The 23,454-nt window shown below is 44.2% G+C and carries 22 protein-coding genes and 1 riboswitch; of the genes, 20 read left to right on the top strand and 2 right to left on the bottom strand.

Features of this window, described 5'->3' with window-relative positions; translation table 11 throughout:
• Positions 1-7 precede the first annotated feature (7 nt).
• From ACJJIZ_RS09655 to ACJJIZ_RS09595, 13 genes are all read left to right on the top strand, one after another.
• Positions 8-1,441 carry an aldehyde dehydrogenase family protein gene (locus ACJJIZ_RS09655; RefSeq protein WP_444915999.1) on the top strand — a complete coding sequence of 478 codons (1,434 nt, stop codon included), beginning with the start codon at positions 8-10 and terminating at the stop codon, positions 1,439-1,441.
• Between the two features lie 65 nt (positions 1,442-1,506).
• Positions 1,507-1,633: riboswitch (SAM-I-IV-variant riboswitch) on the top strand.
• A gap of 58 nt (positions 1,634-1,691) precedes the next feature.
• Positions 1,692-1,907: a hypothetical protein gene (locus ACJJIZ_RS09650; protein WP_108732493.1), complete on the top strand. Its 216-nt coding sequence runs from the start codon at positions 1,692-1,694 to the stop codon at positions 1,905-1,907.
• A gap of 78 nt (positions 1,908-1,985) precedes the next feature.
• On the top strand, positions 1,986-3,185 hold the full coding sequence (locus ACJJIZ_RS09645; protein WP_444915998.1) for a glycine C-acetyltransferase: 1,200 nt from the start codon (positions 1,986-1,988) through the stop codon (positions 3,183-3,185).
• An 85-nt stretch (positions 3,186-3,270) separates the two neighbouring features.
• Entirely contained in the window at positions 3,271-4,296 is a 1,026-nt protein-coding gene (gene tdh, locus ACJJIZ_RS09640; protein ID WP_444915997.1) for an L-threonine 3-dehydrogenase, zinc-binding type, read from the top strand.
• Positions 4,297-4,574: 278 nt separating this feature from the next.
• Positions 4,575-5,713, top strand: a protein-coding gene (locus ACJJIZ_RS09635) for an IS3 family transposase (protein WP_444915996.1) whose coding sequence is annotated in 2 segments (ribosomal slippage) — positions 4,575-4,839 and positions 4,839-5,713 — 1,140 coding nt in all. Because the reading frame shifts where the segments join, the coding sequence is not laid out codon by codon here.
• A gap of 184 nt (positions 5,714-5,897) precedes the next feature.
• Positions 5,898-6,932 carry an IS481 family transposase gene (locus ACJJIZ_RS09630; protein WP_444913809.1) on the top strand — a complete coding sequence of 345 codons (1,035 nt, stop codon included), beginning with the start codon at positions 5,898-5,900 and terminating at the stop codon, positions 6,930-6,932.
• A gap of 1,351 nt (positions 6,933-8,283) precedes the next feature.
• The gene (locus ACJJIZ_RS09625; protein WP_444915995.1) at positions 8,284-8,526 is read left to right on the top strand and encodes a hypothetical protein; all 243 of its coding nucleotides are present in this window, start codon (positions 8,284-8,286) and stop codon (positions 8,524-8,526) included.
• A gap of 89 nt (positions 8,527-8,615) precedes the next feature.
• Positions 8,616-9,587 (top strand): LpxL/LpxP family acyltransferase, encoded by a 972-nt coding sequence (locus ACJJIZ_RS09620; protein WP_444915994.1) that lies wholly within the window; start codon positions 8,616-8,618, stop codon positions 9,585-9,587.
• Complete coding sequence (locus ACJJIZ_RS09615; RefSeq protein WP_444915993.1) at positions 9,587-11,380, top strand: ABC transporter ATP-binding protein; 1,794 nt, start codon at positions 9,587-9,589, stop codon at positions 11,378-11,380. The genes ACJJIZ_RS09620 and ACJJIZ_RS09615 overlap by 1 nt, the downstream gene beginning before the upstream one ends.
• A 21-nt stretch (positions 11,381-11,401) precedes the next feature.
• Complete coding sequence (locus ACJJIZ_RS09610; protein ID WP_444915992.1) at positions 11,402-12,208, top strand: CPBP family intramembrane glutamic endopeptidase; 807 nt, start codon at positions 11,402-11,404, stop codon at positions 12,206-12,208.
• Positions 12,209-12,217: 9 nt separating this feature from the next.
• The gene (locus tag ACJJIZ_RS09605) at positions 12,218-12,979 is read left to right on the top strand and encodes a S49 family peptidase (protein WP_444915991.1); all 762 of its coding nucleotides are present in this window, start codon (positions 12,218-12,220) and stop codon (positions 12,977-12,979) included.
• Entirely contained in the window at positions 12,976-13,689 is a 714-nt protein-coding gene (locus ACJJIZ_RS09600) for a hypothetical protein (RefSeq protein ID WP_444915990.1), read from the top strand. The genes ACJJIZ_RS09605 and ACJJIZ_RS09600 overlap by 4 nt, the downstream gene beginning before the upstream one ends.
• A gap of 871 nt (positions 13,690-14,560) precedes the next feature.
• Entirely contained in the window at positions 14,561-15,547 is a 987-nt protein-coding gene (locus ACJJIZ_RS09595) for a transposase (protein ID WP_444915989.1), read from the top strand.
• 751 nt (positions 15,548-16,298) lie between these two features.
• On the opposite strand, the gene ACJJIZ_RS09590 is transcribed toward ACJJIZ_RS09595, so the two are convergent.
• A complete protein-coding gene (locus ACJJIZ_RS09590; protein ID WP_282932898.1) occupies positions 16,299-16,589 on the bottom strand; it encodes a hypothetical protein in 291 nt (96 codons plus the stop codon).
• A 777-nt stretch (positions 16,590-17,366) separates the two neighbouring features.
• Here ACJJIZ_RS09590 and ACJJIZ_RS09585 point away from each other — a divergent pair.
• The 7 genes from ACJJIZ_RS09585 (at position 17,367) to ACJJIZ_RS09555 (ending at position 22,181) form a co-directional block, all read left to right on the top strand.
• On the top strand, positions 17,367-17,753 hold the full coding sequence (locus tag ACJJIZ_RS09585; protein WP_444912531.1) for a tautomerase family protein: 387 nt from the start codon (positions 17,367-17,369) through the stop codon (positions 17,751-17,753).
• 247 nt (positions 17,754-18,000) lie between these two features.
• Entirely contained in the window at positions 18,001-18,498 is a 498-nt protein-coding gene (locus tag ACJJIZ_RS09580) for a hypothetical protein (RefSeq protein WP_444912530.1), read from the top strand.
• Positions 18,499-18,670: 172 nt separating this feature from the next.
• A complete protein-coding gene (locus tag ACJJIZ_RS09575; RefSeq protein ID WP_444915988.1) occupies positions 18,671-19,270 on the top strand; it encodes a thiamine biosynthesis protein ThiC in 600 nt (199 codons plus the stop codon).
• Positions 19,271-19,363: 93 nt separating this feature from the next.
• Positions 19,364-19,675, top strand: a complete 312-nt coding sequence (locus ACJJIZ_RS09570) for a hypothetical protein (RefSeq protein ID WP_444915987.1) — start codon at positions 19,364-19,366, stop codon at positions 19,673-19,675.
• A 555-nt stretch (positions 19,676-20,230) separates the two neighbouring features.
• Positions 20,231-20,458: a hypothetical protein gene (locus ACJJIZ_RS09565; RefSeq protein WP_444915986.1), complete on the top strand. Its 228-nt coding sequence runs from the start codon at positions 20,231-20,233 to the stop codon at positions 20,456-20,458.
• Positions 20,459-20,602: 144 nt separating this feature from the next.
• Entirely contained in the window at positions 20,603-21,460 is an 858-nt protein-coding gene (locus ACJJIZ_RS09560) for an AraC family ligand binding domain-containing protein (RefSeq protein WP_444915985.1), read from the top strand.
• Positions 21,461-21,551: 91 nt separating this feature from the next.
• Complete coding sequence (locus ACJJIZ_RS09555) at positions 21,552-22,181, top strand: LysE family translocator (protein ID WP_444915984.1); 630 nt, start codon at positions 21,552-21,554, stop codon at positions 22,179-22,181.
• A gap of 14 nt (positions 22,182-22,195) precedes the next feature.
• Here the strand turns inward: ACJJIZ_RS09555 and ACJJIZ_RS09550 are convergent, their stop codons facing one another.
• On the bottom strand, positions 22,196-23,440 hold the full coding sequence (locus ACJJIZ_RS09550) for a cation:proton antiporter (RefSeq protein WP_444905904.1): 1,245 nt from the start codon (positions 23,438-23,440) through the stop codon (positions 22,196-22,198).
• Positions 23,441-23,454 lie beyond the last annotated feature (14 nt).

Genomic DNA, 23,454 nt, shown 5'->3' with positions numbered 1-23,454 from the left:
GCGTGACATGACAGATTTCAGCAAGCTGCATACCGACAAACTGTTTATCAATGGTGAGTGGCGCGAGCCCCTCGGCACCAGTTCCCATCCTGTAATTAACCCCGCCACTGAAGAAATGATTTGCCAGGTGGTGGAAGGCTCTGCTGAGGATGTGGATATTGCCGTTGCCGCTGCCCGCAGCGCCTTTCGCAAGTGGCGCCATACCAGCGCAGATCAGCGCTCAGCCCTGCTAAATGCCATTGCTGACGGTATGGAAGAGCGCAAGGAAGACTTGATCCAGGCGATCTCACAAACCCTGGGTTGCCCCGCCCATATCACCCGCTGGTTGCATGTGGATGGCCCTATCTACGCCATGCGTTACTACGCCGGTCGCACCTCCATAATGGAAGAGACCGAAAAGGCGGCCCACTCGGTATTAATCCGGGAGCCGATTGGCGTGTGTGGCTTTATTACCCCCTGGAATTATCCTCTGCACCAATTTGTCGGCAAAGTAGCGCCAGCCCTCGCAGCAGGCTGCACCATGATTACCAAGCCTTCGGAAACCACTCCGCTGCAGGATTTCGTCATGGCGGAAATTATCGAAGCAGCCGGCGTTCCTGCGGGCGTATTTAACCTGATCCCCGGTGCTGGCTCGGTCGTCGGCGCAGAGCTGTCATCGCACCCGGGAATCGATATGGTGTCCTTTACCGGATCCACCCGTGCAGGCGTTGAAGTTGCCAAGGCTGCAGCGCCCACAGTTAAAAGGGTAACCCAGGAGCTGGGTGGCAAATCGCCTCTGATTATCACCCCGGATGCGGATCTTAAAGCAGCGGTTCGCTGGGGCTGCGAAGATGTATTTATTAACAGTGGCCAAACCTGCACCGCACTCACCCGTATGCTGGTTCCCGCTGAGCACTATGAAGAGGCAGTGGAAGTTGCCAAGCAGGTGGCTGAAGAAGTGGCCATGGGCACCGATGCCAATGCCTTTATGGGCCCCCTATCTTCCGCTCGCCAACTGGAAATCGTGCGCGGCTACATCAAGAAAGGGATCGAGGAAGGTGCCCGCCTTGTAACTGGCGGCCTCGATCTACCCACCGAGCTGGATAAAGGCTTCTATGTGAAACCCACGGTATTTGCCGACGTTCACAACGATATGGCCATTGCCCGGGAAGAAATCTTTGGCCCGGTGACCTGCCTGATCCCCTACAAGGATATGGATGAAGCCGTCGCCATTGCCAATGACACCGAATACGGTCTGTCCAGTGGCGTATGGGCTAAAGACGCCGAAAGCGCCATGCCTATCGTTCGCCGCATCGAAGCGGGCCTGTGCTTTGTTAACGGCGGTGAATTTAACTACGACGCCCCCTTCGGCGGTTACAAGCGCTCCGGCAACGGACGCGAGTTTGGTGAGGCCGGTCTCGGTGAGTTTATCGAACTGAAATCCGTGCAGCTTCCCGCATAAACTTCTGCACCGCCCTCTAATGGGGGCGGTACTGTTGACTGCTAATCCCCTCCCCGTTATCTTTGCTCGCACATCACGAGAGTGGCTGACGCCAACGCCAACCTGCCGACCGGGGCAAGGTGGTTCTCTCTCTGCGGCACACAAGGCCTGCAGGGAGGATGGGGCTCTACCAGAGCAAACCAACCGGATTAGCGAACATCACTTCGCCGCTTCCACGTCAGTCCTCCATAGTTTTACCATTGGAGGGACCATGTCCGAATCACCGTTTTCCAGTAAAGACATTATCGAAATTCAAATCGCCAGCCAAAGAAGCCACACGGCAGTACGCGCGGTGAGAAGAGGTGATCGTCAGTTGTTGTGGCAACTACTGTTCGACACTGCCGAAGAGGCATTAAAATTTGCCACCAGTTGCCGCGCCAGTGAGCACCCTATTTCGGCCCATGAGGCCTGCGAACTGGCGGGATAAAGTAGAACCAACAGGCGCCGCGAGCTCGCGCCCGTTACCCTGTGCCAAGAGCACCCGACAGGAGCTAAAAACAATACCATGTCAAAGCCAGAACAATTCTTTGAGCACCTGCGCAGCGAACTCAAACAGATCGATGCAGACGGCCTGTACAAACGCGAGCGGATTATTACCTCCCAGCAGGCCGCTGAGATCCAGGTGAACAACGACACCCAGGTACTGAATTTTTGTGCGAACAACTACCTGGGCCTGGCTAACCACCCGGACCTGATTGAAGCGGCCAAAGAGGGGCTCGAACAGTACGGCTTCGGCATGGCATCGGTGCGCTTCATCTGCGGCACCCAGGACATTCACAAAGCGCTGGAATCGCGCCTGTCTGAGTTCCTGCAAACCGAAGACACCATTCTTTACACCTCCTGCTTCGACGCCAATGGCGGCCTGTTTGAAACGCTGCTGGGCCCGGAAGATGCCATCATCTCCGACTCCCTCAACCACGCCTCTATCATCGACGGCGTGCGCCTGTGTAAAGCCAAGCGCTACCGCTACGCCAACAACGATATCGCGGAACTGGAGAAGCAACTACAGGCCGCAGACGCCGCTGGCGCCAAGACCAAACTGATCGCCACCGATGGCGTTTTCTCTATGGACGGAGTTATCGCCAACCTCAAAGCCGTTTGCGATCTGGCCGACCAGTACAATGCCCTGGTAATGGTGGACGACTCCCACGCAGTGGGCTTCCTCGGAGACCACGGCCGCGGCACCCATGAATACTGCGATGTGATTGACCGCGTCGATATTATTACCGGCACCCTGGGCAAGGCCCTGGGCGGCGCTTCCGGCGGCTTTACTTCTGGCCGCAAGGAAATTATCGACATGCTGCGCCAGCGTTCGCGCCCCTATCTGTTCTCCAACTCTGTAGCCCCGGCGATCGTCACCTCCTCCCTGAAAGTGTTGGATATGCTGACTGAAGGCGGCGAGCTGCGTGAACAGCTGCGCGACAACTCCGCATACTTCCGCAAGCGTATGTCCGAAGCCGGCTTTACCCTGGCTGGTGCCGACCACCCGATCATCCCGGTGATGATTGGCGATGCTGCCCTGGCGCAGAAGATGGCTGACAAGATGCTGGAGCGCGGTATCTACGTAGTGGGCTTCTTCTATCCGGTAGTGCCCAAGGGCCAGGCCCGCATCCGCACCCAGATGTCCGCCGCCCACACCCGCGAGCAGCTCGACCAGTGTATCGATGCCTTCATTGAAGTTGGCCACGAACTGAATATTATCTAAACCAAACAGCGGTGCTGATACGGTAATTCTCACAAGGAATTCACCGGAGCGGCACCGCGCCCTGCCATTTGTAGTTTTAAAAACAATGAAAGCACTATCCAAGCTGAAATCTGAAGTGGGAATCTGGCTTACCGATGTGGAAATACCCACACCGGGCCACAACGACCTGCTGATCAAGATTCACAAAACCGCGATTTGCGGTACCGACATGCATATCTACAACTGGGATGAATGGTCTCAAAAGACTATTCCTGTCCCTATGGTGGTTGGCCACGAATATGTGGGTGAAGTTGTCGGTATGGGGCAGGAAGTTGCAGGTTTCCAGATGGGCGACCGTGTTTCCGGTGAAGGCCATATTACTTGCGGCCACTGCCGCAACTGTCGCGCCGGCCGCCGCCACTTGTGCCGCAACACTTACGGTGTCGGTGTAGACCGCCCCGGAGCTTTTGCCGAGTATCTGGTAATCCCCGCGCTCAATGCCTTCAAGATCCCGGATAACATTTCTGACGATCTCGCCTCTATTTTCGATCCCCTCGGTAATGCGGTACACACGGCCCTGTCTTTCGACCTGGTGGGCGAAGATGTACTGATTACCGGCGCCGGCCCTATCGGTATTATGGCTGCAGCAGTCGCCAAACATGTTGGCGCACGCCATGTAGTTATCACCGATATCAATGAATACCGCCTGGACCTGGCACGCAAGATGGGCGCTACCCGCGCCGTAAACGTTGCCAAGGAAAACCTCAGCGATGTGATGAACGAGCTGGGAATGAGCGAAGGCTTTGATGTTGGCCTGGAGATGTCCGGCGTACCCGTTGCCTTCCGCGATATGATCGCCGCAATGAATCACGGGGGCAAAATTGCCATGCTCGGCATCCCCGCAGGTGAAATGGCGATCGACTGGGGGCAGGTTATTTTTAAAGGCCTGATGATCAAAGGTATTTACGGCCGTGAGATGTTTGAGACCTGGTACAAAATGGCCAGCCTGATTCAATCCGGTCTGGATTTAACCCCAATTATCACTCACCAGTTTTCGATCGATGACTTCCAACAAGGCTTCGATACCATGGGATCTGGTGAATCCGGTAAGGTAATTCTTAACTGGAAATAAGTCTTAGTGGCTGCAGGTTTTCCTGCAGCCATTCCTACTCACTTTCAAATTACACTTCTTCCTAGTAATAGCTTCGTGCACCCCGTTTCTGGCGCCTGGGATCAGCATGTAATTCAAGGCAGGCCGACAATATACAAATTTCAAAAAACTTAGGTTATTTCAGGTAAATTTCTATTTTTTATCATTCAAATGAATATTTACCCAATTGCCCCAACTGTAGTGGTCTAATCCTTCCGGACACTTCGCTAAGATGGTAAAACTACCAAGCGAGGTGAAGTATGACAACAAAAGGTACACGTCGGCATTTCAAGCCGGAATTTAAGAAAGACGCCGTAGCGCTAGTCTCTGAGCAAGGGTATTCAATTCCTAAAGCAGCAGAGGCTGTAGGAACAACAGCCAATAACCTGCGACGCTGGATAAAGGAACTGAAGCAGGAAGAAGACGGTGTGAGGTTGGATGTAGGCGAGCGCGCAGAATTAGAGCGATTACGACGTGAAAATAAGCAGTTGCGGATGGAGAAAGAAATCCTAAAAAAAGCCAGCGCCTTCTTTGCGAAAGAAATGAAATAAAGTACAGCTTTATTGAAAAACAGCAAGGCAGCTTTCCTGTTAGGGTGCTCTGCCGGGTAATGCAGGTAAGTAAGACTAGTTATTACGATTGGTGTTGCCGTGGTAATAGCTCAATAGATGCTCAAACATGGCAACTATGCCATCGTTTGAAGGCCCTATTTGCAGAATCTAGACAGAGTCTCGGAAGTCGTCGGTTAATGAAGCTGTTACGTAAAGAAGGCTTTGAAGTCGGGCGCTATCGAGTCCGCAAGCTCATGAAAAAGCTAGGCTTGGCAGTAAAGCGCAAGAAGCGATTTACACTGACGACAGACAGTAAACATCACCTGCCTGTCGCAGAGAACCTTCTGAATAGGGAGTTCTCACCGAGTGCTAAAAATCAAGTTTGGACGACTGATATTACATATATTTGGACTTCGCAGGGCTGGCTGTACTTGGCGGTAGTGATTGATCTCTATTCGCGCCGGATTGTTGGTTGGCATCTAGATCGCAAGATGGAAACGGCCCTGATAACTCGTGCGTTGATGATGGCTGTCAATTTGCGTACGCCCCCAAAAGGTCTCCTGCATCACTCTGATCGTGGCAGTCAGTATGCCAGCCATACCTACCAAATGTTATTGAGTCAGCAGGGGATGGTGTGTTCAATGAGCCGTAAGGGAAATTGTTGGGACAACGCACCGACTGAACGTTTCTTCAGCAGCCTGAAGCGGGAGTGGTTAACGGGAAACCTCTATCCGACAAGGGAGGATGCGGTAGCAGATGTAAGAGCCTATATTGCTTATTACAACTCACGCAGAATACATACAACACTGGGAGATCTAGCCCCTATCGAATTTGAGGAATGTGCTTAAAGAAGTGTCCGGTTGGAGTTGACCACAACAAACATTCAAATATCAAAACAAGTAACTAACGCAAAATTCCCACCGATTATGTGTATTAGTTCAGACCAAATCTGACACATCCTCTTGAAAAAGAGGGGTTTACCGGTTTTGATGAAGGTGCCTAAACCTAAAAACAAAACCAAGGATAAACCCCATGATCCATACTAATGATCGTATCATCAAACACAAGACCGGATTGCTCAATCTTGCAGAAGAGCTTGGCAACATCTCAAAAGCTTGCAAGATGCTTGGTGTTTCGAGAGACACTTTCTATCGGTACAAGGAAGCTGCTTCAAGTGGCGGTGTGGACGCCCTTCTTGAAAAGAGTCGACGGGTGCCTAACCACAAGAACCGTGTTGACACAGCAATTGAAGAGGCCGTGTTGACTTATGCCCTCCAAGAGCCTGCCCATGGACAGGTTCGAGTCTCCAATGAGCTACGTAAACGTGGCGTATTCGTGTCCCCTAGTGGTGTTCGGAGTATCTGGTTACGGAACGACCTGGCTAACTTCAAGTTACGATTAAAAGCACTTGAAGCCAAGGTGGCTAAGGAGGGGCTAATCCTCACGGAGTCGCAGGTTCAGGCCTTGGAAAGAAAGCGACATGATGATGAAGCCTGCGGGGAAATTGATACTCAACACCCCGGCTATCTAGGTTCTCAGGACACCTTCTATGTAGGAACATTTAAGGGGGTTGGGCGTGTTTACCAACAAACCTATGTCGACACCTATGCAAAGGTAGCCCATTGCAAGTTGTACACCACTAAGACGCCAATCACAGCAGCAGATCTTCTGAATGATCGTGTATTACCGTTTTACGCCATGCATGATCTGCCGGTGTTGCGTATTTTGACTGACCGCGGTACTGAATATTGCGGCAAGCTGGAGCAGCATGATTATCAGTTGTACTTGAATATCAACGAGATAGAACATACCAAGACAAAAGCCAGGCACCCACAAACAAATGGTATCTGTGAGCGCTTCCATAAAACTATATTACAAGAGTTCTACCAGCCATCGTTACGACGAAAGATCTATGGATCAATAGAAGAGCTACAAAAGGATCTGGACGAATGGCTCGTATATTACAATAATGATCGAACTCATCAGGGTAAAAAGTGTTGTGGTCGCACACCGATGGTAACCCTTGAAGAGGGTAAAAGTATCTGGAAGGAGAAACTCGTAAACTGAATTTGACCTGACAGAGTACCTTCTGAAAAACCGGTAACTGTCAGATCAAGTCTGAACTACTACAGATTATGGGTTATGAATAGGAGTTTTTCAGCTCTAGTCTCTCAATCACACCTCTCACTTTTTTAGGAAATCATTCTCCTTCTATAACATTTCAACCTACTTTCTTAATCGATTTATTTCTTTATCATCAGTCTTAGACTGAGATTTCTTTGGTTGCGTTATATTTATTCAACGGCTAGGCTTATCACCCAACTTACCCCCTCTACTTTCCTGTCGCCACCTATACGCCATAGGCCAGTGATGTTGGGATACTATTTGTATCTACTTTTAGCTGACTAGTGAGACCTACTACTTTAATTTTGAACTCAGTTGAGTATTCAACAGCGTATTCATCACTTAGTATTTTCGGGATTTTCTCCTACTTTATTTAAAAGTTAAGCATCGACCTAAGAGGGAAGGTTTCGGGCCAGTGCACGCGGGAGAGCCGCTACCATGTCAATTCTGCACACAACTACATTTAAGGGGTCCTCAACCGCTACCACTATCACCATCGCCGGTAAAGACTTTATTACGGTCAATCACTACGACAGTCATTAAGATTTTTGCGGATGTCTAGAATTGTTTTGGTTTACACACCATCCACCGGGTAGGTGATAGACTTTTCTTGTACCGTGGTATCAATATTTACACTCTTTTCTTCAATGATACTGTCATGAATTTGTACAGATGTTTTGTTCTGAGAATAATTTAAGCTAGAGAAGGCTTTGTAGAGGGAAGGTTACTTTCAGAGAAGTACAACATTTTCATCGTTCAAATTTTACAACTGCTTGCGAATTAGTAGGCCGGAGAGAGAGCGAATGGGGATGCTGAGACACACCCGCCTATAAAAACAGTAGTTCAGAAATTCAACTAAAAACCTTTCCAAAGAATTACTTATGAACAATAACAGTAGATATGACAGATCAAGTTGATCGAAAAAGCCTCCCTTAAAAATTGAGTTGTTGCTATTGATCGGTGTTTGTGAGCATCATACTCCCTAAACACTTCGACCAGAAATTTGGCTCAGGATAGCGAAAACCAGTTGAAATGGATATGCCGCATACCTACACAACCTCATTACCGGCAAGCCTAGAAGACTTTACAAGGACAGGCTATGTACTGATGTACGTACCAAATTTTTTTAAATAAAATGATAATTGCTCCGCCAAAATGTTTTTAATAGATTTTAAAGTATTGCTGAACAGTAAACTTACATAGTAGAGTTATAAAAAGTTATCAGGCCTGAGATTAAAATATCCGCATCCATTCAGGCCACTAAAAAGAATCCTATGGAAGGGAATTTTGTAAAATGGACTTTACTACCAATAGGCAAGTAACGGCTGTATTTCTATGTGCCTTCATCAACTCTTCAGCAAGAAAGGAAATTGCTATGAAATTTTTTTCTGAAAAAACAAACACTCAAAAGAAACAAAAAGTTCGTGTCATTACTGGCGGGAAAACTATCTCTGTAGCGAAGTCGGCGTTAACTCCGATTCAGTCTAGTGCCACTTGTGCTTGCCGTGATTGTCAAATCCACGACGATCCAAAATAAACACGCTCATATCTTTAAAATAGATTAGAGAAGATCTTTAGCTTTGGCACCCAGTTTTATTTGGGTGCCCTTTAATAGAGGGAACTTCCATGGAAAAGGAAGCTTACTATATTTTATCTCCATTCTGGGCCAGAATAACAGCCAAAACACCTAGATTATTTTGGAGACTGATATATGGGCCAATAGGTTTCCTTTTCTTTTTGCGAGCGATTGCATATAGGGGGCATACCTTAACTATAAAATGTATCAAAGAGTCCTGCAGCGCAGGAAAAAAAGAGTCATCTATAATTTTTTTGAGTAGCTTAATTGCAGGGGCTAAAGCACAAATTGAGCTTGCATGGATATTGCAGCAAAAAAATGAAAAAATAAGAGAATGGGCAAGCAAGCATATTACCTATGAGGGAACTGAACATATAAATAGAAGCCTAGAAAAAAATAAACCTGTGATATTACTACTGACTTCATTTTCTCTTCATTATCACGGACTTCTTGCTCCAGAAAGGCTTAAAATTGGTGACAGGCAAATATCAATAGTTCAGCCAATTGCTGCACTATCTCCGCTAAGGAAGGTAGGATTCTATGAAAAAATCTCTAAAATATCAGGAAATTACATAAAGGGGATCATGGCTGACACTCCAACTGCACCATTTCAGATTGTTCGGGCTCTTAAAAAAAACTCTATTATTGCTATGCGAATAGATAGCATGCCAACAAAAACCTCTAACATTCTAATATCAGAACTGCTAGGAAGAAAATCAGCCTTCCCATTAAGTATATTAATGATAGCAGCAAGGTGTAATGCTGATCTTATTCCTTTTCATGTTTGGGAAAATGATAACAGTTACACGACTACGTTTGGTAAAGCCATTAATCTAGGAGGCAGTCCTTCAGAAAAAGACTATATCGACGCTGCTGAGAAAATCGATAGCCATATAGGTAATGCAATTAAAAAGTACCCACATCAATATTCAGCTTGGTATGCAATTTTTGAGAAATGGAGAATGGCTGAAGAGATTCAGCATCAACTTCATACTGTAGATATGGATAATAGAGTAGCTTAATGAAATCACCTTCAAAAAATGCCTTTATTTCTGCAGGAAAGTTCTACTTAAGAAAACCATTATCTCTCTGCTCGATTATAATTAGCACGTTAATTGGATCAATATGCCTACTTCTTATCCCCATATCTCTAAGTCATATTGGTGAATTTCCTATCCAGGAGGGCCAATCTAATAATGTCTTTCATGTAGGAAAAATATCTTTTGTATTTATTGCAATATTGGCAGCAGGTATATGGTTCATCTCTTCATCAAGTAGATTTTACTTGATTAGCAGATTAACTGAGGAATATGTCAGTGAAATAAGGGAAAAACTATACCGCACATGGCTTCAGAAGAACAACTATGACATTAAGGACGGCCCTCATGAGGTTACAAGTAGCTTATTTAACGACACTCATCAACTACAATCCTCATTAAGCCAAGCTCTCTCTTTATTAGCTACAAATTTCTTTCAATTTATAGGAAGCCTTACATTAATGGCATTCATAAGTAGCAAGCTATTATTCGCTGTATTTTTATCACTTCTATGCATTGGGTTAATATTTGTTTTAACTGAAAAAAAATTAAGCGCATTAAGCAATAATGTACAAGAGGCATATAGCTCAATGACCGCTCTAGCTTTAGAGGTTTTGAAGGAGGTGGAAACTGTATGTCAGTTTAAACAGCAAGAGCTGGAGGTGACAAAGTTTAATCATAAGCAGGAGTTAGCCCGCAATTCAATGGAAAAGAGACGAAAGTTTCATTTATTAATGAGTGGATCAATAGTAATTGCACTCTGCATTAGCTTAGCAATAATTGTTAAGACTTCGATAATTTTAGTAGAAAAGGAGGAGATTATTGTAAGTGAGCTCATAGCTTTTTTGGGGTACACTTTTGTCATGGTATTTTCTTTTTCATCACTAATAGATTCGGCAACATCGCTATCGATAGCAAACGGCCCGCTAAAACGTATCGAAAAATTGACTTGTGAAACCGAAATAAAAGAAGAACCTGACTGCTTTCAAAAGCTAACATCGAAGCCTGTTAGTATAATATTTGATGATGTATATTTTCAGTACCCTGAAAAGGAAGATTTGACAGAAGCTACGGTCTGCGGATTAAACTTTTCAATTTATCAGCATCAAACAGTAGCTATTGTGGGGCGTAGCGGTTCTGGAAAGAGCACTCTCCTTAAATTATTGACTGGGAAATATAAACCAACACGGGGATCAGTTAAGGTTAACGGCCAAGACATATCAAAAATATCAAAAGAAGATATTTCCCAAAATATCTGTTTATTATCTTTTAATCCAATAATATTTTCACGCACAGTAAAAGAGAATATTCTTTATGGAAGAATTAACACTAAAGACAATTATCTTAAAGCTATTTCAAAAATAGCTCAAGTAGATAATTTTATTGAGGAATTAGAGAATGGATATGGGTCGCAACTATATAACCAAGGATACAATCTTTCAACTGGACAAAGGCAGCGTATTGCAATTGCTCGTGCACTAACACTCAACTCACCCATATTACTATTTGATGAAGCTACCGCCGCTCTAGACTCAAAAACAGAAAGAGAAGTTATTGAAGGTATAATAGAAAAGGTGCAGCCTAGAGTTATGGTAATCGTATCGCACCGGCTGTCAACACTTAAGTCTGCGAATAAAATATTAGTGCTCGACAAAGGCTGCCTTATTGAAAGTGGAACTCATTATGAACTGACATCAAGAAAAGGCGCCTACTATTCAATTTTTCAAGATCAAATTGAATACGATATTAATAATATTGAAGCAACTAAAGTAATATAATGTTTAACGGATATCAGAGCCATGGATACTTTCGTAAATGATAATCTAGTGAAAGTGTTACGTGCAAGATATTCAGCTATTGCTATAGCCACTATTTCCATATTGTTATTCTCAATCTCCTTGGTGGTTCGTGAACCAGCCTACCTATTTGCATTCGCAATTTTTCAGACGGCCTTATTGTTAATATCAATAAGTAACAAATTCATTTGTGTCGCTTTATCCGCACTTGGATTGTCAGCAATTCTTTTTAAGTTATTCTTTATAAATCTATATTTTTGGCCGTTTATTTTATATATCCCATTATTTTCATCACTTTTATTAATGCTAAACTTCACTAACAGTATATGTTGTACTCTCCCTCTAGGTGAGTTAAAGAACCATTTAGCCTTAATTTTTTTGATATCATTAGGATCAATATCCGTACTTACTGTTTGGGTTGAAGTTTTCAAACCAGATCTTTACTTACAGCGAGAAGTGATTCCAGAATCATATCCCTGGATGATTTTTCCAATGGTTCTAGGATTTGCTATTTTTAATGCTGCTTTAGAGGAGCTAGTTTATCGTGGTCTTCTACAAGGTGGCCTTTTATCACTATCTCTAAACCCGTTTTTGGCCAACTGTATTCAAGCTTTAGCCTTTGCTATTGCACATTTTGAAGCAGGATTTCCATCTGGAACAAGCGGACTAGTTCTTACACTTTCTTATGGGTTGTTGCTAGGCTGGATGAGAAATTATTCTGCCGGCTTGTTGACCCCTTACTTCACACACATAATAACGGACATTTTTATTGGTTGTGTATTAATGCTGAATATTTTTGTAAACGTGTAAGGTATATTCATGATACTAAAAAAACAAAACTCCTCTATAGCTCTGCTCTCATTAACTGGAAATATTACAGAAACCGTGGCCATAAATTTTTTATTGAAACTGCGAAGCCTGCCAAGCCATAAGTCAAGCGTTAGCGCTCTCATACTACGAGTTTCATCTAATGGAGGCTCACTTGGTGCAGCTCAAACTATAGTTGAAGGTTTAGAATTGCTTCGTAGTGAATTAAATATTCCCATTATTTCACTTGTGACTGATACAGCCCTTTCAGCAGCATTCTATGTGGCAATTTCTGCGGATCAATGTATAGCAACTCCGGCCTCAATGCTTGGAAACATAGGGTGTATCGTTAGAAAGTTTTCTCTTTCTTCTCTATTCGAAAATATTGGTATTAAATATGAGTCAATCGCTAGTGGGGCCAATAAAGATATATTGTTTAACGTATCTTCCTTTAATCAAGAGCAGAAAGCTCTACTCGAAACCCTATCGAAGGATTCATTAATGCAATTTTTATCACATATTGATGAGAAAAGAGATGTTAAAGAAAGTGTCTTGCGATATTTAGAAGATGGAAAGATATTTTCAGGGAGAAAAGCCTGTGAGGTTGGCTTGATTGATACCAATGGAGGATTATTTACTGCAATACAATATTGCGGAGAAATTATTAATGAAAGAAAACCACAAATAATTGTTCTCGATTTGAAAGAAAATAATACAAACCTTAGCCGTATGCAATTTCTGCTTGCAGGATTTCAATCACTGTTCTCTAGATGAAATATAAAGACCGAAAAATATACTTTATTACAATTGCAATTGTGCTACTAACACACACTGCATTACATGCCATATCAGTATTTGCTGAAGGAATTAACGTATCTTATAGAAGAATTATAGACCCTCTCCATCTTGACAAAGTGATTTCTGTAAACCCCAACGTTAGGTCAAGTTTGATTTTTCGTATAAAGTTGACTCCCCAAAATACTGATTTTAACACGAGAAATCTGAAAATCATGTTCCAGTCAAACGGAAAAGAGTATGTTATCCAGCCTAATCAATTTGGTGCTATTGAGTTACCCATAACAAAAATGATGTATACTGAAAATCCAGACCTTTATATCAGCCAAAGTCCAACAGGAGGATTTGAGCTTGGCATAGAGTTAGCAATACGAAACCCTCCTACCATGAATATAAATACTGATGTGATACAAGAAGCATACAGTCAATATAATGACACCATTAGGTCGATAGGGATGATGGCTCGCATATTTGCCCCTAAAGTTAATATAGTATTATTAAGAACAAACAGTCCAAGACAGATGTGCAGCTTATTAGGGGAAAAAAGTACAATAAATCTTGGGCAAACAAACTTACTCGGAGAGCTTAGATTTCCTATTGAGCTAATAAAAAAAACACAATCAACAACAATACTTTGCTCACAAATTATTCAAGAAATTCTTCTTGAAACTGGTAAAGACAAAATATAGTAAAAGCTATTTCATAATAATACTTCGGGGATTTTTTAGTTGTAAAATTGAGGGCGTAATCCTATCCATCGACGACGGACACTCTCTTAAGCGGTAAATTACGTAGCAAGAGGGGGGAGGTCCAGACACAGATAGTGGAGAGCACCACGCTTAACACCGATGGTTATTCCTCTAAAATGTTTAAAAATGCCCTAAACCTTACGGTAACCAACGTCAAACGAACAGTTTTGGCCACCCGCCAATAGAGAAGGTTAATACGTCAGCTACATTGACACAATATAGATATCATGTGGATAATACTGTATATTAAAGCAAACCCTCCCTCTTAAACCATGGTTCCTCCTCGTAGCATACAGATCTCTCTCGATGCAACACTATCACTGTGTGCGTATAGCATTCCTCTGTAGTAGGAATGCTGAATCTGGAAAAGATTATGAGCACCGATACCAATGGATTTTAGCCAAAATGCAAATGCTGGCTGGAGTCTTTGCTTTCTATATCGCAGCCTATGCAATGATAAACAATCACTCACTGGCAACAACGATACCCTGCCAATCCCCAGCCGCAGGATATTAGGCCTCGCTGGTGAATAACACCGGCTGGGAGCTGAAACCACTAACGACTAGATCTCCCTCTACTGTTAGGTATAAGAAAGATACCAAACTCAGCTAAAGATAATTCTGAACTAATAATAAACACAAATAGCTGCGGAGATAACCGCAGCTATCCCTTTCCCCCCTTCAATTACCGCAATCCCATGTAACAATTCTGGACACCCACCAAAGAAAGATAGTAAGGCGCCACACCCATTGACACTATACGAACAGCAGTATAGAAACACTGTATATTAAAACAGTTAAATCCCAGACCCATGACCCAGCCTCGCCGCTCGCAAATCTCCCTCCATGCAACCCCTTACTACCATTGTGTCTCCCGATGTGTGCGCAGAGCATTCCTTTGCGGGAAAGATGCTCACTCTGGGAGAGATTATGAGCATCGACGCCAGTGGATTGAGGCCAGAATACAACAACTGGCTAGTGTCTTTTCACTTGATATTGCAGCCTATGCCGTGATGAGCAACCATTATCATATCGTGCTCTATATCGATGCTAAGACCGCTAGGGCTTGGTCTGACACTGAGGTTATTCTTCGCTGGCAGGAGCTATTTAAAACTTCTAATTTGGCTCGGCGCTTTATTCAGGGCGCCTCACTAGACTTCAATGAAAAGCACAAACTTAAAGAGCTGATTGAGCTATGGCGGGAGCGATTAATGGATATCAGCTGGTTTATGCGCTGCTTAAATGAATTAATCGCCCGCCAAGCAAATGCAGAAGACCGCTGCACTGGTCACTTTTGGGAGGGCCGCTTCAAGTCTCAAGCACTATTGGATGAAAGCGCCTTGGCTGCCTGCATGGCCTATGTTGATCTCAATCCTATCCGTGCCAAGATGGCAATCACTCCAGAAGACTCTAATCACACCTCCGTTCAGCAGCGCATTCGTGCTGCGGTCTTAGGTAAACAGCCCAAGGAACTACTGCCGTTTGTAGGCGGCGAGCGCCTTAATATGCCGAAAGGACTGCCCTTTCAGCTGGATCACTATTTGGCATTAGTGGACTGGAGTGGTCGGCATTTAGACCCGAGGAAGCGCGGCGCTATTTCTCAAAATACACCCCCGATCCTGGGTCGGCTGGGTATCTCAGTAAAACACTGGCTCTACCTCAACCGGAACTTTGAAAGCCGATTTAAAAGCTTGGTGGGATCAGCAGAGGCTGTACGAAAAGCCTGCGTTCAGCTCGATAAACGCTGGATACATGGGCTGCGAGACTGCCAACAATTTCTTAGCCCCGCGCCCAGCTGAACAAGATAATTTCGAACCCTAGTTATCCCCAGAGTACTGGTATCCCTACCTGCCCCACACCTTTATACCTACGATCTAAAAACGTTATCAGCGCCAATTCGCCGCCCACTTTGTTGTAGACACTCTATCTACCTGTCCTATGGCACAGAAGTTCTCACCTAGCTTTTACCCTCCAATCCATGGCTGTCCTTTTTATTTTATCCTTTTTATTTTTATCTAAAAACGTTATCAGCGCCAATTCGCCGCCCACTTTGTTGTAGGCACTCTATCTATCTGTCCTATGGCACAGAAGTTCTCACCTAGCTTTTACCCTCCAATACCATGGCTCCAATACCATGGCTGTCCTTTTTATTTTTGAAACACTGGCTCTACCTCAACCGGAACTTTGAAAGCCGATTTAAAAGCTTGGAGGGATCAGCAGAGGCTGTACGAAAAGCCTGCGTTCAGCTCGATAAACGCTGGATACATGGGTTGAGAGACTGCCAACAATTTCTTAGCCCCGCGCCCAGCTGAACAAGATAATTTCAAACCCTAGTTATCCCCAGAGTACTGGTATCCCTACCTGCCCCCGCATCTTTTTACCTACGGTCTAATAAAAAGGTTATCAGCGCCAATTCGCCACCCACTTTGTTGTAGGCACTCCATCTACCTGTCCTATGGCACAGAAGTTCTCACCTAGCTTTTACCCTCCAATCCATGGCCCAATCCATGGCCCAATCCATGGCTGTCCTTTTTGTTACCTGCCGCCTATTTATTTATATCTCAACCACAAAGAACACAACATGCTCACATAACCAGCCCCCACCAAAACCCCAATAGAGGACAGATTTAGAGTTTCAACTAAACCACCACCTCGTGCAGAAAAAAAATAGATTGCGGCAATGATATAACCTAAAACTCCACCCACAACCATCGAAAATGATAATTTTTTTGAATCTGTAAACCTTTTTCTAAGCAGCCAATAACCTACAGTAAAAATATTCATACCCAAGGACATTATGGGTAGCGCAAGAAAAAATAATAAGAAATACACTTCTTTCATTGATTAATCGTCGGCCAGCCATACTCACAAATATAATCCGCCCCATAAGCCTTAATGAGCCCAGCCTTTACCTCTAGTTTGTCACCAAACCCTGCCATCGACTCATTTATTTTTAAATCTATCACAATTGCATTTATTAACAAACCCACTCCAGGGCCAAACCTAAGACCTACAAGGCTTGCGGGTATATTGGATTGCCGGCGCTTCCTCTCAGCTACGCCCTTCTAATTTATCCCTACTCCAAGTGCTCGATAGCTGCTCTTTTATCCAAAAATAGCGATTCCCAAAACCTAACTACCAATTCCCAGCATTTCGCCTTCTTTACCTCTTAATCAAAGAGAAAGAGCCGCCAGAGAGGGAGTCAGTTTTGTTACTGGCTCCATCCTCCCTTCTTTGGCTGTCCTAGAGTCCTAGAGTCCTAGAGTCCTAGAGTCCTAGAATTTTCAATCTTTGGGTGTCCAGGAATTTCGCCCCTCGCTCAACTTTTACCCTCCGATCTATGGCTGTCCTTTAATCTTAGCCTCATTGTGTTCGCTGACAACATTCGAGCTATTGGCCTTTATAAAAACCAAGGATTTAGCGTGGTGAAATATATTAAATTGGAACCACATGAGCTTATTCCTCATGAAGGAGGCTGTTTGCTCATGAAGGCTGAAATATAAAACCATATAATAAGGTTATGATGTTCGTTCCGGCCCTTTGGGCCTCCACCGGACGGTCGCCGCTTCGCAGCGCCCGTCGCATATCACGGCGTTACACTTCTATGAAGGAGAAAATGTGATCGTAGTATATGGAATCAAGGAGAATCTAAACCCGATAAAGGCAAAATTATCCAATGTCATTCACGGCTGCATGCGGTCCGTTCTTGGAATGCCCGAAGACAAACGTGCTCACAGATTTGTGCCATTGGAGAAAGAAGACTTTTATTATCCCGGTGGCAGAACTGACGCATACACCGTCATAGAAATAAACATGATGGCAGGCCGCAAACCCGAAACCCAAAGATCTCTTATCAAACCTCTCTTTCAAGGGCTTGAAAGCCAGCTTTCGTTAGCCCCAGCCGACGTTGAAATAACCATTAAAGAACAAGCGCCTTATCAATGGGGTTTCAGGGGTATTACAGGTGATGAGGCAAATGATCTCAAGTACAAAGTCAACGTGTAACAAGTCAATGGTGTGGGACTGCCAGTAAGATAGGAATTGGTTGGGGAAAGTGCGGTATTCTTTCCTCGTAAACATTGGGTAGTGGCCAGCCAAACGGTGGCTGGCAAAGAGCAAGTAGGTCGTTCAGTGCGCGCCAGCCATAACCAGGCTAGTCAAGCTCGCCCAAACCTTTTGGAGCTGGGCTGGACAGCCTACGCGTTGCTTCGACTGCCCTTGCTAGCGGCGTTATGCAACTTTAGGATTCGACATGCTAAGCAATGATCAAAAATTGGAGACATATCGAGTTCTAGGTCTAACGGCCATGTTTTCGGGTGGTTCCGAGTATAAGATCGCTTGGGCTATGTACCTACTTGAGTCTGGTATAGAGACAGAAAATTTAGCGGTCCTCGCAACTCTTCTAAAACCCGTTAATGAGTTTGAAGCGGAAGATTACTTTAATCGAGTTTTGTCTGAACTTCGCATAACACGCCCAACCTCGCTTACCGCTATCGAAGGTTATGCCAAAGTTCTAACCAAAGAAATTATTGAAGGTATATTGACCCCAGAAAAGGGGGTGGCAAAGATCTACGAAGCTATTATTCATTTAGATTACCCAGGTTCTCTAGGAGAGTTTACTGCTCTAGAGGATGAATGGTACTGTGAATGCATTAATGGCTGGTCACTAGAGCAAAGAGCCGAAGAAATTGTAAAGGCGAGCAAAGATGCTTATGGGATATTGCGATATCCTAGCTTGTCTGAGGCCTAACAAGTTGCTGCTGTACGTTCCAGCCCTTCGGCTTGCTTTCCTATGACCCGATATAAATATATAGTTAGGTTCGAGCAATCTGCATATCCCAATATTTCGATATAAAATAAATAAGGCCAACCCCTATTTTTAGAAGCAAGATCCATATATAGAAAATTCGAGGCATCTAACTATGAAGTTCACCAGTGCGCGAAATATCCAAATCATAGCTTTTCTGCTGTTGGCGCTAGTAGTTACACAGGCACTCTTTACCATGATGTATGTTGCAGAGATTAACCCCTCACGGAAACTTTTCTGGGGGCTGGAGGGCTTGCTATTTACCATTCTTTCAGCTTTTGCTGGAGCGGCCATGGTGCAGACTAAAAACCACCATGTAGGGTGGTCCGCTATTGCATTCAGCTCTGTATTCAATGTGGTGCAAGTTAGCATTGGCGCCACTATGTTTATGCCATTTCGGGAGGTCGCTAGCCAATTAGAGGCGCTTGGAGCTGCAGCGGGGGCCGTTGTGGCTTTTTCATTTATGATCTATTACGCGGCAAAATTTTTGCTGGGCTTTGCTGCTCTTATTTTTGGAGTTGCCAAAATGAATGGGAGCTCCAAAGTGCTGGGAGGTTTGACTGCCTCAGTTGGCGTTATTGCAATGTTTGCTAATGCTATTTCGATTACGTTTGGACGTGATTCGCATTTACCCTCATCTGTTGCTGGAGCATCGGGTGCTCTTGCAACCTTACTCTTGGCGATTTGTCTTTTGACTATTACCCGAGAGGACTAATACACGAAATTCAATCTAATAATCAAGTCGGGCGTGACTTCACAACAGATTGCTCGGCCGCCCATTTAAGACTTATAGAAAGAGACCTTTATAGTGGATGAACTAATATATAGCAAAGAAGAGATCCTGTCGGTTCTTAGAGATATCAATGAATTCGTGGTCTCACTGGATCAAATGAATAAAGTACACCACGATTTTGGTGAAGAGGCATGGAAGGACGAAATTATTGATTACTTTCAGAGTGCAAGAGTAAGTGATAGGCTAGTGCAAGTACGCTCGATGCTTTCAAAACCGTTTCCGAGTGAGATTGGACCCGATGACATGGATGAGCTGGAGAGAGAAAAGCAGAGGGTACAGTATTGGACTTTTAAGGAGTACCTGGCAAAGAAAAATAGCAAAGGGTAGCGTAGATTCGACTACACTCCCCCGGCAAAGAACAACTCACCCTACTTTTCAGAAGCCGCTTATCTAAAGTATTAAATTTCGGCAAGGTATTTGGCTGTTAATATATATAAGAAAATCATTCCCAGCCGATCATAGGCTTTCCTAAGGAGCCATCTACAAAAAAGAAGGACATGCTCGTAATGATATTCTCAAGTAGCATCGTTACACTTTACAAGACTAGTCAACGCCACCTACTATGAGGGTTGGATCTCCATTCTTGGGCTTCGAAGGCTTAAATTAAAAATTTGCCTCTTCACGGAGCTCAAAATTATTGTGTTAAACGACATGAATAAAATCCGAAGAAAAACCCTAACCAAAATTACTTTAATTATTTTCCTAACAGGCATAGCCTTCTATATGTCAATTGTATTTAGGTAGAATAAACCTGTAAGTTACATTAGGAAAAATCAATTTCGAGCTTTCCCAACAGATAACTTATTAGTAGATGAACTAAAATTATTTGGGCGAGATGAATTGCCAGTCTTTATTTATATTTCCTCTGCTACAGGTGATCCTGTGGTACTGGAAGCTTCTGTTAAATATGATGACTCCGAGTATTATAGATTGATCAGATACAGATCAGGAGTTTATTCAAATGGGAAGAAATATGCCTTCGTTGAGGAGGGTAAAGGTGGTTGGTTTTCTTTGGACGGAACAATGGTTTCAAATCCTGGCTGGTACACGGGTAGGATAAAACCAGTGAGCTATGAAGTAAGAATGGGCAATTTATATTTCGTAAGGTAAATGCTTACCAAACAAAGGCACTCGACATCAAAAGTACCACTTCGAACCTCTCCACTATTCAATTGTTACACACCCATCTGTAACTTTGCCTTACCACCCTTTCTTTCTGTAAAGTAATGGTTATTTATCATACGAGGGTTATCAGTGCGAAAGGAATTCTCTAAGGCTTGGCGAAGTCCGAGTCATTGCGGCATAGAGCTTTTTCACGCCTACTTCCATAAGTTTTCCTTTGCCAAGCATTGGCATGATGAACTCGCTATTGGAATCTTCCTTTCTGGCGTAGAAAAGCTCGATTATCGCGGTGAAACAGTGACTATTCCTCAGGGAACCCTTGCTGCGCTTAATCCAGGGGAGATTCATACCGGTTTTTCCGGAAGTGACTCCGGTTGGTACTATCGTATGTTTTACTTTGACACGGCGCTCATTGAGGAAACCCTCAGAGAGCACACTCAATTCAACCAAACACCAGTACCATTTTTGAAAGGGCCACTATTAGATGATCCTGAGCTTTTTCAGCTCCTTTACAAGCTACATAGCAGTCTTGAAATGAACGCTTTATCCCTTTCAACAGACTCTCTACTCACGCTGGCGATTAGCCAGCTCTTTGCACGTCACGGCGACCAAAAGATCTACCCGAAGGCATTGTCTAACAAACAGGGAGTCTTGAACGCCCGTGCTTATTTACAGGAAAACTGGCAAAGAAATGTGACACTGGATGAGTTGTGCCAATTAACTGGCATGAGTCGATATCAGCTAATTCGTAGTTTTAATGCCCAGTTTGGCGTTCCTCCACATCAATTCCTAATCCTCCTAAAAACCCAAAGGGCCCGCGCATTATTTCGTACGGGAGCCCAGGTGGCTGAGGTGGCTATCGACTGTGGGTTTTTTGATCAGAGCCACTTGAGTCGAAATTTCAAGCGTGCATTCGGTATCACACCTGCTCGCTACTTGAAGTCTGCACAGCGCAATTTTGTACAAGAACCTTCCTTCTACTCTCTCTAAGCTCACCTATCTCTGGGAAAACAAAGCACACCGTTAAACGGTGTGAGCTTCTTCTCATAGCGATATCTCTTCTACGACATGAGTAATATATATGAGCTTAGAATTTCTATTAGCCTGGCTGGCAGTAATGTTCCCACTAATTTTTAGCCCGGGACCTGCCAATATCACCTTTGCAGCAGCCGGAGCCAGCTTGGGTATTCGTCGTTCCTTACCTTTACTGGCGGGCATAGACATTGTATTTCTAATGAAGGCTTTATTAGTTGGCTTCGGATTTATGAGCTGGCTAATTCACTACCCTATGGTAATGACCTTCTTACAGTGGACTGGTGCCATCTACTTAATTTACCTTGCTTACGTTTTTATAAAGCCTAATAAAGAGCCTGGAAAAACTGCCACCAAATCGGTAAGTATTTGGCAGGGAATGCTGATTCAAAGTATGAATATTAAAGCTTGGATGATAGTAATTACTATGTTCTCTGTGTTCGCACCAAAGCAAGAGGAGAGCAATGAAAGCAGTGTTATCACCTTGATTATTATGATCACAATACTCAACTTTGTGACACATTTCTCATGGATCGCTTTTGGTCGGGCCTTATCGAAAGCACTTATCAACGATAAAAATAGAAATCTGCAAAACAAGCTTTTTGCACTCAGCCTGCTTCTTGTCGCTGTGTGGTTAATTGCTGATAACCCAACCGCTATTAGCCTAAAGGCTGTATGACTTGGAACCTTAACTCAAAGGTTTAATTTATGAATCAAGCGGCCACTGGTAGTCCCCTGTACCAACAAGGAGAAAAGGACCACGCCAAATACCATAGATTGAATTGTCCACCAATAGGGCAATTCAACTGGAAGAGAAAGCACCAGAGCGACCGCAATAACCCCTCGCAGCCCGCCCCAACTCATTAATAGACGCCAGGATTTCGGTATCGGGGGGCCAACAAAGCGAGTCAGAGGTGCCACTAAGAATACAGATAATGCTCTAGCTCCTAAAGCAGCTGCTGTAGCAATAACCATCGCCAGCCATTGGTGGGTAAACATCTCAAAAGTAATCACCAATCCCATAATCACAAAAATAATACCGGTAAAAAACAGCCCCATCCACTCCCAAGTTGGACCCGCATGAATTAAATAGGTGCTATTTTGCTTGCTTAAGCACGCTCGAGCAACAATTGCACATATCATTACCGAAATGATACCTGACACATGAAAAATACTTTCCGCCAAATAGAAGCTACCAAATGCAGCGATTACTAAAGTCATTAAAGCCGCACTGGGAGATCGCAGAAACAATATGACAAGAGTGGTTATCAAGCCAAAAATAAGCCCAATCGCAACACCACCGAAAAATACCATGCAAAAATATAGTGTCACTGAAGTCGCGTCCAACGAAGGGGCTGCAGCCCCCATCGATGAGCTTTCAACGATACCATAGGTAGCTAGCCCTAATACTAACGAATAGAGAACTACAGCTGCAGCATCATTGAAGAGGCTCTCTCCATCCACCAAGGTTAAGAGATCTTCTCCCGTTTTTTCCTGACGCAACTTATTAACTACAGAAACAGGGTCAGTAGCCGCTAAAATAGCCCCGGTTAGCATGGCCGCTACCCAAGGAAAACCCTCCGGATGACCAATGCCGTAATAAGTAATTGCTGCAATAAGAACTGCACAAATAACCAAACCGAGTGTAGAGAATAACAGTACAGGTCCAATCCAGCGCTTTAAGACTTTGGGTTCCAGCTGCCAGGCGGACTCAAAAATTAATACCGGTAAAATAACAAAGAATACCAGCTCTCTGATACTGGTTGCACGCAAACCTGTATCATAGTCAATTATGGGAAGTAGCAAAGCCGCCAGCACTCCTGCGACAAGGCAGCCAAGTGTATTATCAATACGTAAGATCCTTGCAATGCCCAGTCCAATAACTGCAGCGGCAGCGAGATATAACCCCTGCCCTACAACAGTGACTATATCATTCACCTGTCAACTCCCAT

It is taken from the genome of Microbulbifer maximicatervae (SeqCode), assembly GCF_052467225.1.
Note: the sequence above shows the minus strand (reverse complement) of the source record. Positions and strands in the feature narration are given on the sequence as shown.